This is a genomic window from Phenylobacterium ferrooxidans (genome assembly GCF_042714595.1).
In the GTDB taxonomy this organism is placed as follows: domain Bacteria; phylum Pseudomonadota; class Alphaproteobacteria; order Caulobacterales; family Caulobacteraceae; genus Phenylobacterium; species Phenylobacterium ferrooxidans.
In genome coordinates this window covers 1-13,591 of the sequence record NZ_JAOTJD010000068.1, presented here as the reverse complement: position 1 = coordinate 13,591, position 13,591 = coordinate 1, and the positions used below count along the sequence as shown (strand labels likewise).

At 69.0% G+C, this 13,591-nt stretch carries 12 protein-coding genes; 1 reads left to right on the top strand and 11 read right to left on the bottom strand.

Annotation, left to right across the window (positions count from 1 at the left end; genetic code table 11):
* Positions 1–120: 120 nt before the first annotated feature.
* The 5 genes from OCL97_RS21925 to OCL97_RS21905 all read right to left on the bottom strand — a co-directional run bounded on the left by OCL97_RS21925 (position 121) and on the right by OCL97_RS21905 (position 5,449).
* Positions 121–735, bottom strand: coding sequence for a glutathione S-transferase family protein (locus OCL97_RS21925; RefSeq protein ID WP_304776303.1), 615 nt, complete (start codon positions 733–735; stop codon positions 121–123).
* Positions 736–807: 72 nt separating this feature from the next.
* A complete protein-coding gene (locus OCL97_RS21920; protein WP_377371822.1) occupies positions 808–1,632 on the bottom strand; it encodes an alpha/beta hydrolase in 825 nt (274 codons plus the stop codon).
* A 175-nt stretch (positions 1,633–1,807) separates the two neighbouring features.
* Positions 1,808–2,317: a CarD family transcriptional regulator gene (locus OCL97_RS21915; RefSeq protein ID WP_377371821.1), complete on the bottom strand. Its 510-nt coding sequence runs from the start codon at positions 2,315–2,317 to the stop codon at positions 1,808–1,810.
* 281 nt (positions 2,318–2,598) lie between these two features.
* Positions 2,599–2,940 carry a ferredoxin FdxA gene (gene fdxA / locus OCL97_RS21910; RefSeq protein WP_377371820.1) on the bottom strand — a complete coding sequence of 114 codons (342 nt, stop codon included), beginning with the start codon at positions 2,938–2,940 and terminating at the stop codon, positions 2,599–2,601.
* 151 nt (positions 2,941–3,091) lie between these two features.
* Complete coding sequence (locus OCL97_RS21905) at positions 3,092–5,449, bottom strand: penicillin acylase family protein (protein WP_377371819.1); 2,358 nt, start codon at positions 5,447–5,449, stop codon at positions 3,092–3,094.
* 128 nt (positions 5,450–5,577) lie between these two features.
* Here OCL97_RS21905 and OCL97_RS21900 point away from each other — a divergent pair, with 128 nt between their 5' ends.
* Positions 5,578–6,300 (top strand): hypothetical protein, encoded by a 723-nt coding sequence (locus tag OCL97_RS21900; protein WP_377371818.1) that lies wholly within the window; start codon positions 5,578–5,580, stop codon positions 6,298–6,300.
* Here OCL97_RS21900 and OCL97_RS21895 read toward each other — a convergent pair.
* The 6 genes from OCL97_RS21895 to OCL97_RS21870 form a co-directional block, all read right to left on the bottom strand.
* Entirely contained in the window at positions 6,282–6,557 is a 276-nt protein-coding gene (locus tag OCL97_RS21895; protein WP_304776316.1) for an RNA-binding S4 domain-containing protein, read from the bottom strand. The genes OCL97_RS21900 and OCL97_RS21895 overlap by 19 nt on opposite strands.
* A complete protein-coding gene (locus OCL97_RS21890) occupies positions 6,554–9,079 on the bottom strand; it encodes a helicase-related protein (protein WP_377371817.1) in 2,526 nt (841 codons plus the stop codon). Before OCL97_RS21890 ends, OCL97_RS21895 begins: the two co-directional genes overlap by 4 nt.
* Positions 9,080–9,148: 69 nt before the next feature.
* The gene (locus tag OCL97_RS21885) at positions 9,149–10,984 is read right to left on the bottom strand and encodes a DUF885 domain-containing protein (RefSeq protein ID WP_377371816.1); all 1,836 of its coding nucleotides are present in this window, start codon (positions 10,982–10,984) and stop codon (positions 9,149–9,151) included.
* A gap of 95 nt (positions 10,985–11,079) precedes the next feature.
* A complete protein-coding gene (locus OCL97_RS21880) occupies positions 11,080–12,213 on the bottom strand; it encodes an ABC transporter permease (RefSeq protein ID WP_377371815.1) in 1,134 nt (377 codons plus the stop codon).
* Positions 12,210–13,127 (bottom strand): ABC transporter ATP-binding protein, encoded by a 918-nt coding sequence (locus OCL97_RS21875; RefSeq protein ID WP_377371814.1) that lies wholly within the window; start codon positions 13,125–13,127, stop codon positions 12,210–12,212. The genes OCL97_RS21880 and OCL97_RS21875 overlap by 4 nt, the downstream gene beginning before the upstream one ends.
* On the bottom strand, positions 13,124–13,591 hold a 468-nt coding region (locus tag OCL97_RS21870; protein WP_377371813.1), incomplete at its 5' end, for an HlyD family secretion protein. The genes OCL97_RS21870 and OCL97_RS21875, both read right to left, overlap by 4 nt.

Below are 13,591 nucleotides of genomic sequence, written 5' to 3'. Positions count from 1 at the left end.
TTGAGACGGAACCGCGCAGCGGTCCCGGCTCAGGCGTGAATCATGCTCTCGCTTATATCTGGAGCCTGATCCACCGCGTCGGCAGAATCGCGAAGCGATTCCACCTCAACGGATCAGGCTCTAGGCGGCCGCGCTGGGCCGGGCCCCGACCCGCTCCATCCAGCCCTTGAGCCACTTGGCCTCATCAGGGACCGGCTGGCCCACCGTCGCACCGAATTTCAGGAAGCCGAACAGCAGGATGTCGGCCAGGGTGAAGCGGCCGCCACAGACGAAATCGCCGGTCATCTGGCCGTCGAGCCAGAGCAGACGGTCCTTGGCGATGGCCTTCAGGTCGGCCGCGCCCTCGGGGCCCACCAGTTTCATGCGGCTCTCGAACAGCGGGCGCCCTTCGGCGGCCCGGAAGCCATTGGCCATCGGCTCGCAGATGTTGAGGTCGATGCGCCGGGTCCACATGCGGGTCTCGGCCCGCTCCTCGGCATTGGAGCCGATCAGGGGCGGGGAGGGCTGGACCTCTTCCAGATACTCGCAGATCGGCAGGATTTCGCAGACCTTGTGGCCGTTATCGAGTTCCAGCGCGGGAAGTTGGCCGGCGACATTGACGGTCTCGGTATAGGGTGGCTTGCGGTTCTCGCCCGCCATCAGGTCCACCTTCTGGGCGGGGATCGTCATGCCCTTCTCGGCGATGAAGATGCGCACCACGTGCGGATTGGGGCCGATCGAATCGTAGAGTTTCATGGCGAGGCGCTCCCTTTGGTCGTTGGCGCGACCTTTTCGGCGCGGGCTTGCCGCGTCAAGCGGGACCCAACGTCAAGCCAGCCGGGATTTGATGTCGGCCTTGATGACGACCCAGGCCGGGGCCGTGGGGTCGATCAGCTCGAAGTGCCCCGCGCCCTCCAGGTCCAGCACGCTCATCGCGTCACCCTTGGCCTTGGCGGCGGCCCCGAAGGCCGCGCCGAAGCGCGAGGGAACGATGGGATCCAGCGCGCCCGAGATCACCACATAGGGCAGGGCGAGCGGCAGCAGGGCCAGGGGGGAGGTGTCGGCATAGACGTCCTGGCTCTCGCGGCTCTCGGCCCCAACCAGCGCCTCGATGGTTCCGGGGCCGCCGCAGGCGTCCGGCCCGGTGGCGTGATAGGCCGCCAGGTCGATGATCCCGGCCAGGCTGACCGCGCCCTTGGGAATGAAGGGATCGGGGCCTCGCAGGGGACCTCGAACGCTGCTCCAGAGCGCCAGGTGTCCGCCGGCCGAGTGGCCTGCGACGACCACCCGCTTCAGGTCCAGTGGGTAGGTCCTGGCCAGTCCCCGCACGTGGTTCACGCCGGTGGCCACATCCTGGAAGGTGCCAGGATAGCCGCCGCCCTCGTGGCCGATGCGGCGGTATTCCAGGTTCCAGACCGCGACGCCGCTGGCCTTCAGATCCGCGCAGGCCTGGTCCATCAGCTCCAGCCCCGGCAGGTCGGCCAGCCAGCAGCCGCCGTGGATCATCACCACCAGCGGATGGGGGCCGGGGCCCGTGGGCAGCCACAGCTCTCCGAACTGCAGATCCAGCGGACCGTAGGCGATCCGGGCGTCAGCCGCGTCGCGCGGCCGGGCAAGCAGGTCGCTGAAACTGATGGGCGCGCGCTCCGCCATGCTCACTCCTTGCCGGCCCGACGTCGGGCCGGGAGGATGCCCGAAAACCGGGCCAGGGGAGAGGGGCCATGGCCCCATTCTGCTCACCGCGCACGGAGGCATGGACGGGTAGCCCAAACGAAAACGCCCGGCCTTCGCAGGCCGGGCGTCTCGTAGATCAGCGGAGATCGGCGCCTTAGGCGGCGACGGCCTTGATCAGGTTCTTGTTGAGGATGCCGATGGCGGCGTCGCGGTCGATCTGTTCGATGGCGGCGACTTCGCGGGCCATGCGGTCCAGCGCCGACTCATAGAGCTGGCGTTCGGAATAGGACTGCTCGGGCTGGTTCTCGGCGCGGTGCAGGTCGCGGACGACCTCGGCGATGGAGATCAGGTCGCCGGAATTGATCTTGGCTTCGTATTCCTGGGCGCGACGCGACCACATGGTGCGCTTCACCCGCGCACGACCCTTCAGGGTGGTGAGCGCCTGGCTGACCACATTGCCCTCGGCCAGCGAGCGCAGGCCGGCGGTGCGGGCCTTGGCGGTGGGAACGCGCAGGGTCATCTTCTCGTGGTCGAAGGTGATCACATAGACTTCGAGCGAGTAGCCGGCCACTTCCTGAGTTTCGATCCCCTGTACCTGACCCACCCCGTGGGCCGGATAGACGACGTGATCTCCAATCCCGAAATCCAGACCAGTCTTGCTCATCAGCTAAGTCCCTTCGACCTCGTCCGATCCCATCGACGCATCCAGGTTTTCCGAGAGCCCAAGGCGAAAGGTGTCCGTCCGCAAAATCTGCGGCGACCAACATTCTTGAGAACGGAATAGACCTCTAGGACACCCTTCGCCTGTTCAAGGCGTATGCGGCCGGGGACGGCTCTTCTGCAGAAACGACATGGCGGGCGCGAAACGCTTCTCGCCACGTCATTGTCACCCTAGCATAAAATTCAGCTCAAAGAAAGGCTTGCGCCCCGTGGACGCTGGGTCGGTCAGGAGCCGCTGCCGGGCTTTTCGCTGAAATACTTCTCGAACTTGCCGGTCTCGCGCTCGAACGCCTCGGCGTCGGCCGGCGGCTCGCCCTTCACCGTGATGTTGGGCCAGATCTTGGAGTAGTCAGTGTTGATCTTCAGCCACTTGGAGTCGGGCGTATCCTCGGTGTCGGGCTTGATGGCGTCCACCGGGCACTCAGGTTCGCAGACGCCGCAGTCGATGCATTCGTCCGGATTGATCGCCAGGAAGTTCTCACCCTCGTAGAAGCAGTCCACGGGACACACCTCCACGCAGTCCATGAACTTACATTTGATACAGGCGTCGGTGACGATGTAGGTCACTTGGAACTCCGGCGGATCTAGAGCGCGGGTTTTCCCGGTCAGACCCCCAATTGTCAATGCCGCCCGCCCGCAGGATATCTGAGGCCGCCGATAGACCTCGAAGCCTCTTCGTTTCAGAGGGAACATCCGAAACGATCAAAAAGGCTTCCCTCTAAAAGTTAGAGCTTGGCGTCAGGGTGATGACGGTTTCCGTCGCGGCCTCCACCGCCTTGCGCGAATAGGCCAGCGGCACGTACTCGCCCTTCACCCATTTCGGAAACAGGTCGCGGTAGTGCGGGCTCTCGGGGTTTCCCGACTGGCCAGGCGTATTGATGGCCATGCTGTTGTCCCAGGCGCCGACGTCCAGGACCATGCGGAACGAGGCGCCGGCCACCACCCGGAAGTCATCCGGCCGCCAGCTGGCCGCCATCGGCGACAGGCTGGTTCCGCCCATCGGCGTCGGTCCCGCCGCCAGCAGGGGCCTAGTGGCGGCGTCGGCCAGCCGGGTCAGGGCGTGTTCAAGTCGCGCATGATGCAGCCGGCCCCAGGCCCAGGTCGTAGGGTCAGGCCCGAGGCGCGCGGCGACCTCGTCAAAGGCGGCGATCAGGCTGGTCTTCAGCACCCCGTCGCGGGCGTCGGCGGGCAAGGTGGCGTCGGGGTGTTCCAGCAGGTGCATGACGGCGGCCAGGTCGCCATTGCCGATGACGCCGTGCACGGACGCGGGCGTCGCGGCGGCGACCACGGTCCGGCCCAGGTGCTTGCCGGTCCAGACCTCGAACAGCGCCGCCCCGGCGCTGCCCTCCGAGGTGCGGTGATCCCAGCCGCGCAGCAGGGCCAGGGCGGCGGCCAGTTTCGGGTCATCGGTCTTCAGCGGCGCCAGCACGGCGATCAGCCGCCGCGCGGTGATGTCATAGGGATCGGTCTGCAGGGCCATGGCGTCGGCCACGGTCAGCTTGCTCTTGGCGGCCAGCACCTCGTTCACCCGCAGGAATCGCGCGGCGTTGGACCATTCGAACCCCACCTTGCGTTCGGCCACGGGATAGTCGGCCGGCAGGTTCATCTGGTTGGCCGAGGCGAACCAGCCCTGCTTCGGATCGGCCTGACTGGGCAGCTCCTCGGGCTTGAGGAACCCCTTCCACTCATAGCGCCCGTCGCCCGGCACCGGCAGCAGACCGTCCCAGTTGGGCCGCGCCGGCACCATGCCGGCGGCCACCCAGCCGATGTGGCCCGAGGTGTCGGCATAGGCCTGGTTCTCGCTCGGCGCGCCCCAGCCGGCCAGGGCCGCCTTGAAGCTGGTCCAGTCCTGGGCCTGCATGTAGCCGGTGGAGCCGAAATAGGCCGAGGTCCCGGGCTGGCTCCAGACCGTGCGGATGGCGAAGGCCTTGCCCTCGGTGCTCTTCAGCACAGGCCCGTGGCGGGTGAAGCGCAGCTCCACGGAACGCGGCGCGGCCTCGCCCTTCACCGGGATGGCGTCCTGCACCACGCTCATGGCCTCCCAGCCGTCGCCGTAGCGATAGCGGTCGCCCTGCGTCTCGTAGACATAGAGGTCTTCCTGATCGACGGGGAAGATGGTCAGGCCAAAGGCGATCTTGCCATTGTGGCCGATGGAGACGCCGGGCAGCGCCGGCTCACCGGCCCCGATCACCGAGAAACCCGGCGCGTTCATGTGGACGATGTAGCGCAGGCCCGGGGCGCCATGCTCCCGGTGCGGGTCGTTGGCCAGGATCGGCCGGCCCGTCGCCGTGCGCGATCCGGAGACCGTCCAGTTGTTCGACCCGATGGCCTCGGGCGGAATTTCCAGGGCGGCGAGCTGCTCCGGCGGCCCGCTGAACTTCACCCCCGAGCCGGCCAGCTGATAGTCGGCGAGCACATCGGCGGGGATGGCGCAGGGATCGAGACCTTCCGGGACCTTGGTGGTCCATTTGGGTTCGATGAAGCGATAGAGACGGGCGGCCGGCAGGCCCGCCTTGCAGGCGATCTGGGCGCGGCCGACCTCGTTGGGAACGTTGCGGGTCAGGCCGTGGCTGCGGATGCGCACCACGTCCTCCGGGCTCCAGCGGTCAGGGGCGGAGCCGGCGATCTTGAACTCCAGCGGAAGGGGCCGCTTGCCCGCCGCGATCTCGCCCACGAAGGCGTTGACGCCCGCCACCCAGGCGGTGGTGTTGGCCTCCGCGCCGGGCCCATAGGCCGCCCATTCCTTGGCCATGTCGCCGCGATAGAGGAACAGGCGGGCCGCGCGGTCCTGGGCCACATAGGTGGGGCCGAAGTCCTTGGACAGCAGGCCCAACCCCCGCTTGCGCCACAGGTCGATCTGCCACAGCCGGTCGCGGGCGACGTTGTAGCCCTGCAGGAAGAAGGCGTCGCGGACGCTGCCGGCATAGATGTGCGCGATGCCCCAGGTGTCGACCCGGATCTCCGCCGGCGCCGCCAGGCCCGCGACGGCGCGGCTCTCCTGGGCGGGGGCGGCGAGCGCGGTCAGGCTGGAGCAGCTCAGCAAGGCCCCCAGAAGCGGGGCTGTGATCTTGGGCATGGGTTTCCTCCGGGGCCGGAGGCTGAGGCTAGGGCAAGACGAGGAGAGATCGAAGAGGGTATCAGCTTCCCCCACCTGCTTGGCGGAAGCAGGATAGGTCCAGGCGTTCGACGATTTTGGGGGAAGCCATGAACAGCCACCGCATCTGGGCGGGCCTCACCGTACTGACCGGCCTCGCCACCGTGGCGATCACCGCAGCCTTCCAGATGCTGCCGGACGTCGCCGCGGCGGGCGCGTGCTGGGCGCCGGGCAAGGTGGTGGACTTCGAGCTGGCCCGCACCCTCGAGCAATCGCTGAAAGTGTTCACGCCCGAGGCCTGCCGCGTCCCCATCGTCTCGGCCATGGACGCGGTGAACCACCTCGACGTGAAGGCCTATATCCCGGCCTACACCGCCTTCGCCGTCTGCGCGGCGATGTTCCTGGGCGGCGGCCTGCGCAAGCCCCTGGTGCTGCCTGCCATCGGCGTCGCCCTGCTGGCCCTGGCCGCGGACTATGTTGAAACCTTCACCCTGCTCCAGATCACCCGCGACCTGGAGGGCTCGGCGCATCTGCTGCTGCGCGCCAGCGACGGCGCCTGGGTGAAGTTCGCGGCCCTGGCGCTGCACGCCTTCCTGCTGGCGCGGATCTGCATGGCGCCCGAGACCCGTCGGCCGATCCTGGCCATGCTGCTGCTCCTGCCCATGGTGGGCACGGCCTTCGCCGCCATCGACAACAGCCGCGCCGCCCTGATGACCTACGCCCTGGTCCTGAGCTGGACCCCCGTGCTGCTGGTGGGGGCGCGCGACTTGGCGCGGCGTTCGTTTTCCTCCCCCGTAAACGGGGGAGGAAAGTCTCACCCCAGCGTCGAATAAAGCCCCCGCGCCTCAGCGGGCGGCCCCCGGCGGTCCCCCAGCCCCTCAACCGCCACGGCGATCAGCTTGCCCCCGACCGCGAACACCAGCTGGTCGCCGACCTTCAGCGCCCGCGCGCACTTGTCGATGCGGGTCTCCGCGCCGGCGCGGGTCAGGCGAACCTTGCCCTCGTCCAGGAACTTGGCGGCCAGGGAGCGGGTCTTGAAGAACCGCGCCCGCCACAGCCAGACATCGGCGCGGCAACCCGTCTCGCTCATGGGGGCGCGGCCTTGGCCTTGCGGCGGCGGCGCGGACGGCGCGCAGGCGCGGGCTTGTCCTTCAGGGCCGCGAGCGCCGAGAAGGGCGAGTGGGGCGAGGGCGTGGCGGGCCTATCGACGGGCTTCTCACCCCGGCGGCGCCAGACCATGGCCTCGCCGGGTTTTGGCTTCGTCGTGGGCGCAAAGCCGAGGGCCCGAAGGATGTCCCGCGTCTCCGGTTCGCTCCAGCCCAGCACCTCGCGGTCGGCGTCGGTGAGCTGGCCGGGTTTTCCAGCCCGCATCAGGTCGTCCATTCGCTCCAGCATCTCCACCGGCACGGCCAGGCGGCCCACGGCCCGCAGGCCGAAGGCGGCGAGCGCCGTGGCGCGCGGCGGCGGATCCGGCAGGCGGCTGATGATGTGGGCGGGCGGGCGCCAGGCCCGGTCGGCGAAGCCCTGGACGAAGCTCAGGGCGCTGGGGGCGAGCATCGCGGGCAGATAGAGGGTGAAGTGGCCCAGGCGCACCCCGAAGCCCCTGAGCATGCGCCGCTCCACCTGGCTCAGGGCCTTGGTTTCGGCGTGGACCTGCAGGCGGTCCAGCACCCCACCGGCCTCGATCAGGCGGTAGGCGAGGCCACGGGCCAGGCCCTTGATCTTGCCCTCCGCCATCGCGATCTCGAGCTTGCGCAAGGGCCCCAGGCGACGGACGGCCTCGGCCGCGAGGAAGGCCTCCAGCCGCCGCGTGGCCCGTTCGCGCGCCGAGGGATTGCCCAGCTCCCCGAGCAGACGCACCCGGGGCGCGAAGGGCGAGCCGCCGGAGATGGCGCCTGCCGCCTGACCGCGCCACAGCACCATGCCGTCGGGTGTCAGGGAAAACCCGTTGTCGGGCTCGGCGGCGAGCTGGCCCAGCCGCTTGGCGATCTCGGGGCCCACGGCCAGGGTCGCCGCCGCGCGAAGGGCCTTCTCCTCCAGGATCGAGGCGCCGTGCTCGGCCTCGAAGGTCACGCCCCGCAGCTTGCCGACATAGTGCCCCTCGACGGTGACCGTGCCATCCTCGGCGACGCCCGCCAGCATGTCCTCCCGCACCCGCAGACCGCGCATCAGGGCGCTGGTCCGCCGGTCCACGAAGCGGGCCATCAGCTTCTCGTGCAGGGTGTCGGAGAGCTTGTCCTCCAGCACCCGCGTCTTGGCCTGCCAGGCCTGGGCGTCCGCCAGCCAGTCGGGGCGGTTGGCGACATAGGCCAGGGTCCGCACGCTGGCCAGGCGGGCCGACAGGGTGTCGATCTCGCCGTCGGTGCGGTCCAGGTGGCGGTACTGGCCGGCGATCCAGTCCTCGGGAATCCGCCGATTGCGGCTGGTGAGATACTCGAAGAAATCCCGGGTCAGCCGCAGGTGCTCCTCGTGGCTGACCTTCCGGAAGTCCGGCGTCTGGCAGACGTCCCACAGCCGCATCAGCGAGGGCTTGTCGCGGGCCCGGTCGGCGATGTCGGGATCCCCCGCCAGCTGGCGCAGGGTCACCTCGTCCAGGCTCTCGGCCGAGGCCTTCAGCACGTCGAAGGTCGGCGGGGCCGCCAGGGACTTCATCAGGTTGGGCAGCGACGAGAAGTCGAGCTTGGCGTTGCGCCACTCGGCGGCGGCCACCGGCTGGAACTGGTGCTCCTGGACCGCCTCGACGAGGTCGGCGTCCATGTCCTCGCATTCGCCGGTGACCCCGAAGGTTCCGTCGGTGCGGAACCGTCCGGCCCGCCCGGCGATCTGGCCCACCTCCTGCGGATGCAGGAACCGGGTGCGCTTGCCGTCGAACTTGCGCAGGCCGGCGAAGGCCACATGGTCGACGTCCATGTTCAGGCCCATGCCGATGGCGTCGGTGGCCACCAGGAAGTCCACCTCGCCCGACTGATAGAGCGCCACCTGGGCGTTGCGGGTGCGGGGGCTGAGCGAGCCCATCACCACGGCGGCGCCGCCCCGCTGCCGGCGGATCAACTCGGCGATGGCGTAGACCTGGTCGGCGGAGAAGGCCACGACGGCGGACCTGCGCGGCAGGCGGGTCAGCTTCTTGGGCCCCGCATAGGTCAGGCTGGAGAACCGCTCGCGGGTGACAATCTCGGCGTTGGGCAGCAACCGGCGGATCAGGGGCGCCATGGTGCCCGCCCCCATCAGCATGGTCTCGTAGGTTCCCCGCGCATGCAACAGGCGGTGGGTGAAGACGTGGCCGCGTTCGGGGTCGGCGCAGAGCTGGATTTCGTCCACCGCCAGGAACTCCACCTCGCGGCTCAGCGGCATGGCCTCGACGGTGCAGACGAAATAGACGGCCCGCGGCGGGACGATCTTCTCCTCGCCGGTGATCAGGGCCACCGAGCGCGCGCCGCGCGCCTTGACGATGCGGTCGTAGATCTCCCGGGCCAGCAGCCGCAGCGGCAGGCCGATCATGCCCGAGGCGTGCCCCAGCATCCGCTCGACGGCGAGGTGGGTCTTGCCGGTGTTTGTCGGCCCCAGCACCGCCACGAGGCGGGGCGGCGGCGCGCCGGTCGGGCGGTGACTCATGATCTCAAGTTGGGGTGGGAATCACGGTGCGGCAAGGGCGACCTTGCCGCACCGTGCGTGCGAAGCCCCCTAACGTCTGGCGTCGGCGATGTAGTTGTCGATCACCCGGTCGAGCACCGTCAGCGGCGTGCCGCCGGCCAGCAGGCCCGCGTCGTGGAACTTGCGGATGTCGAACCGGCGGCCGAGCGCCTTGCGGGCCCGCTCGCGGGCGCGCAGCCAGGTGATCTTGCCCACCATGTAGCTGGAGGCCTGGCCCGGCCAGACGCAGTAGCGCTCGATCTCGGTGATGGCGGCGGCCTCGTTGTCGCCGATGTTGTCGACGAAGTACTTCAGGGCCTGCTCGCGGCTCCAGCGCTTGGAATGCATGCCGCTGTCCACCACCAGGCGCACGGCGCGGAACATGGCGTCGTGGATCATGCCGATGTGGCCAAGCGGATCGTTGGCGTACATCCCCATCTCTACGGCCAACTGCTCGGCATAGAGGGCCCAACCCTCGCTGTAGCCGGAGAAGCCGATCACCTTGCGGATCAGCGGCAGGTCGCCGGCCTCGTTGTTCAGGGCCAGCTGCAGGTGGTGGCCGGGAATCCCCTCGTGATAGGTCAGGGTCGGTAGGGTCCAGCTTGGCACCTCGGCGGTGTCGCGCAGGTTGATCCAGTAGATCCCGGGCCGCGAGCCGTCGAGGGAGGGCTGATTGTAGTAGCCGCCGGGCGCGCCGGCCTCGATGGCGGCGGGGACGCGCTTGATCTCCAGGGGGGCCTTGGGCAGCTGGCCGAACCACTGGGGCAGTTTCCTGGAGATCACCTTCACCTGCTCGTTCAGGTGGGCCAGCAGGTCCTCCTTGCCGGCGTCGGTGTTGGGATAGAGCTGCTTGGGATCCTCGGCCATGGCGCGGAAGCGCGCGCCGACGCTGCCCTTGGCGTAGCCGGCCTTCCGCATCAGGACGTCGACCTCGGCGCCCAGGCTGGCGACCAGGTCCAGGCCGGTCCTGTGGACCTCCTCGGGCGAGATGGCGGCGGTCGTGTACTGCTTCAGGGAGGTGGCGTAGTAGGCCTCGCCGTCCGGCAGGCGCCAGCAGCCAGCGTCGTGGGTGGCCTTGGCGCGCAGGGCGGTCACCAGTTCGGCCTGGCGGGCCAGGGCGGGGCGGACCTTCTCGGCGTAGAGACCCTGCGCCTGGGTCGCCCAGGCGCCCTCGATCTTCTTCTGCCCGGTGCGGCGCACCAGGCTCTCGACGATCGGAGCCTTGTCCGGCGCGCTGGCCAGGAAGGCGTTGAGCTGGGTGAGCGCCTTGTCGAGGGCGAAGTCGGGGGCGAAGACGCCGAGGCCCTCGTCGTGGCGGGCCACCTCCACCTCCTGGTCCAGCAGCCGGCCGAAGGCCTCCATCCGCGCCAGATAGGCGTCGGCGTCGTCCTTGGTCTCGATGACGTGCTGGTTGTCGAGGAAGTCGGGGACCTGCTGATAGGCGCCGGTGAGTTGGGAGATCACATAGGGCGCGCCGGCGCCCTGGCCGCCATAGGTGAACTTGCGGTTGCCCTCGTCCTGGACCTCCAGGGTGAAGAGCACCGTGTCGTAGTTCACCGCGTCCATGCCGGTGAGCTGCTTGCGGTCGATGGCGCGCAGGTCCTTCAGGTCCCGGGCGGTGTTGGCCTTGTTCTCGGCCAGGGCGGCGCGGGAGTAGTCCGACAGGTAGGACTTGGTCCAGGCCAGCTCGCCCTTGTCGACGCCCAGATAGGTCGGCAGCTCTGGCGAGCGGCGGAAGCTCTCGGCCATGGACTTGTCGAACCAGGCGTACATCCTGGCAGCCTCGCCGGTGGGGGCCGGGGCGGTGGCGGCCCGCGCCATGCGCGGCAGGGCGGCGGCCAGCCCGAAGGCGGCCACGGTCGAGAAGAGTTCGCGACGGTTTTGCATGATGGATTCCCCCCGGGGCGTGTGTAACAGGCTTGAGCGCTGTTACGCCGGGCGGGGCGCGAGGGGGCGTTAATTCGTCGTAATTCTCACGACTTTCAGTCCAGCGTCCGCCGGTACCGCGCCATGGCCAGCGCCGTGACCACGCAGACGAAGGCCAGCAGGGCCAGCAGCTCGCGCCACATGTCCTCCAGCCCCTGGCCCTTCAGCAACGCCCCGCGCACCACCCGCAGGAAGTGGGTGACGGGGATGATCTCCCCCAGGGCCTGGGCCCAGCCCGGCATGCCCCGGAAGGGGAACATGAAGCCCGAGAGCAGGATCGACGGCAGGATGTAGAAGAAACTCATCTGCATGGCCTGCAGCTGCGATCGCGCCACCGTGGAGATCAGGAAACCCAGGGCGAGCGACCCCACGATGAACAGGCTGACGCCGACGCCGAGGCCGAGCCAGCCCCCCAGCATCGGCACCTGGAACAGCAGCTTGGCGATGGTCAGGATGATGAGGGTCTGGGCGACGCCCACCAGGACATAGGGCGCCAGCTTGCCGATCATCACCTCGATCGGTTCGACGGGCGTGGCCAGCAGGCTCTCCATGGTGCCACGCTCGGTCTCGCGGGTGACGCTGAGCGAGGTCATCATCACCAGGGTCATGGACAGGATCACCCCCAGCAGACCCGGCACGATGTTGTAGGCGGTGACGGCTTCGGGATTGTAGCGGCGGTGGACCACCACCTCGAACGCGGGCCTGGCCTGGATCCGCGGAGCCAGCGCGCCCTTCAGATCGCCCACCAGCGCTTGGGTCGGCAAAGCCGCCAGGGCGGCGAGGGCGGGGCCGGTGGCCGAGGGATCGGAGGCGTCGGCCTCCACCAGAATCTGGGCCTTGTCGCCCCGCGCCACGCGGCGGGTGAAGTCGCCGGGGATGGTGATGGCGAACTGCACCTCGCCCCGGCGGATCAATTCGTCCAGTTCGGCGGGACTGCGCGCCTGGGCCACCAGGTCGAAATAGGCGCTGTTGTGCAGGGCCGAAAGGATCGAGCGGGCGAAGACGCTGTCCTCCTGCACCAGGACGGCGGTGGGCAGGTGGCGGGGCTCGGAATTGATCGCGTAGCCGAACAACAGCAGCTGCACCACCGGCAGGGCCAGGATCATGGCGTAGGTCAGGCGGTCGCGGGTGAGCTGCTTGAATTCCTTGATCAGCACCGCCCAGACCCGCGTCGCGGAGAAGGCGCTCATCGGAAGTTGTCCTCCGCGCCTTCCATCAGCTGGATGAAGACGTCCTCCAGGGTCGGCTCGACCTCGGTCCAGCGGAAGGGTTCGCGGCGATAGGGGGCGATGGCGGCTTCGACGGCGGCGCGGTCGGTGCCGCTGACGTGCAGGGCGGCGCCGAAGGGGGCGGCCATCTCGACGCCGGGCCGCCGGCTGATCTCGCCGGCCAGCCGGTCGATCCCGGCGCCCTCGCCGTTGAAGGTGACCAGGTGGGAGCCCGCGATCACCTGGTCGGCCGTGCCCCGGGCGATCAGCTGGCCATAGGCGATGTAAGCGATCTCATGGCAGCGCTCGGCCTCGTCCATATAGTGGGTGGAGACCAGCACGGTCAGCCCCTCGGCCGACAGCGCGTGGATCTCATCCCAGAAGGTGCGGCGCGCCTTGGGATCGACCCCGGCGGTGGGCTCGTCCAGCAGCAGCAGCCTGGGTTCGTGCAGGGTCGCTGTCGCCAGGGCCAGCCGCTGCTTCCAGCCGCCCGACAGCGTGCCGGCCAGCTGGCTGCGCCGCTCGATCAGACCCAGGCGTTCCAGCGCATTGGCCACCCGGTCCTTGCGGCGATCCAGGTCGTGGACGCGGGCGGAGAACATCAGGTTCTCCTCCAGGGTCAGGTCCTCATAGAGCGAGAACTTCTGGGTCATGTAGCCGGCCTGGCGCTTGATGGCGCCCGCCTGGCTGATGATGTCCAGGCCCAGGCAGGTCCCTTCACCGCTATCGGGGGTCAGCAGGCCGCACAGCATCCGCAGGGTCGTGGTCTTGCCCGAGCCGTTGGGGCCGAGGAAACCGCAGATGCGCCCCTCCGCCACCTGCAGGGAGACGTCCTGGACGACATGCTTGTCGCCGAAGCTCTTGTTGAGGCCGTGGACGTCGATGGCCAGCGTCACCGGACCGGCTCCAGGGGCGTGACGTCCACCGGCTGGCCCGGGTTCAGCCGGGCGCTGGGCCTGGCCTCCACAATATAGACCAGCCGGTCGCGCGCCTCGCGGCTGTAGATGATCGGCGGAGTGAACTCGGGGCGCGGGCTGACGAAGGTGATCTTGGCGGTCAGCCCCTTGGCGCAGCCATCGCAGGCGAAGCGCACGACGGAGCCGGGGCGATAGGCCGACAGGCTCTGTTCCGGCACAAAGAACCGCAGCTTGATGCGGTCGTCAGGGAGCAGGGAGACAACCGGCTGGTTGGCCACCGACCATTCCCCCTGCTGGAAGAACACCTCCTCCACCCGCGCGTCGGAGGGCGCGACGGGGGCGAGGTCGGAGAGGCGGGCGTCCACCGCCGAGAGGCCCGCCTCAGCCTGTGCGACGCGGCTGTCGGCGGCCTGGACCTGGCCGTCACGGGCGCCCAGGGCGGC

Coding starts and splice junctions, on each gene's coding strand:
- OCL97_RS21880 (WP_377371815.1), bottom strand. CDS start 12,213: ATGAGCGCCTTCTCCGCGACGCGGGTCTGGGCGGTGCTGATCAAGGAA.
- OCL97_RS21895 (WP_304776316.1), bottom strand. CDS start 6,557: ATGAGCGAGACGGGTTGCCGCGCCGATGTCTGGCTGTGGCGGGCGCGG.
- OCL97_RS21900 (WP_377371818.1), top strand. CDS start 5,578: ATGAACAGCCACCGCATCTGGGCGGGCCTCACCGTACTGACCGGCCTC.
- OCL97_RS21920 (WP_377371822.1), bottom strand. CDS start 1,632: ATGGCGGAGCGCGCGCCCATCAGTTTCAGCGACCTGCTTGCCCGGCCG.
- OCL97_RS21905 (WP_377371819.1), bottom strand. CDS start 5,449: ATGCCCAAGATCACAGCCCCGCTTCTGGGGGCCTTGCTGAGCTGCTCC.
- OCL97_RS21925 (WP_304776303.1), bottom strand. CDS start 735: ATGAAACTCTACGATTCGATCGGCCCCAATCCGCACGTGGTGCGCATC.
- OCL97_RS21915 (WP_377371821.1), bottom strand. CDS start 2,317: ATGAGCAAGACTGGTCTGGATTTCGGGATTGGAGATCACGTCGTCTAT.
- OCL97_RS21885 (WP_377371816.1), bottom strand. CDS start 10,984: ATGCAAAACCGTCGCGAACTCTTCTCGACCGTGGCCGCCTTCGGGCTG.
- OCL97_RS21890 (WP_377371817.1), bottom strand. CDS start 9,079: ATGAGTCACCGCCCGACCGGCGCGCCGCCGCCCCGCCTCGTGGCGGTG.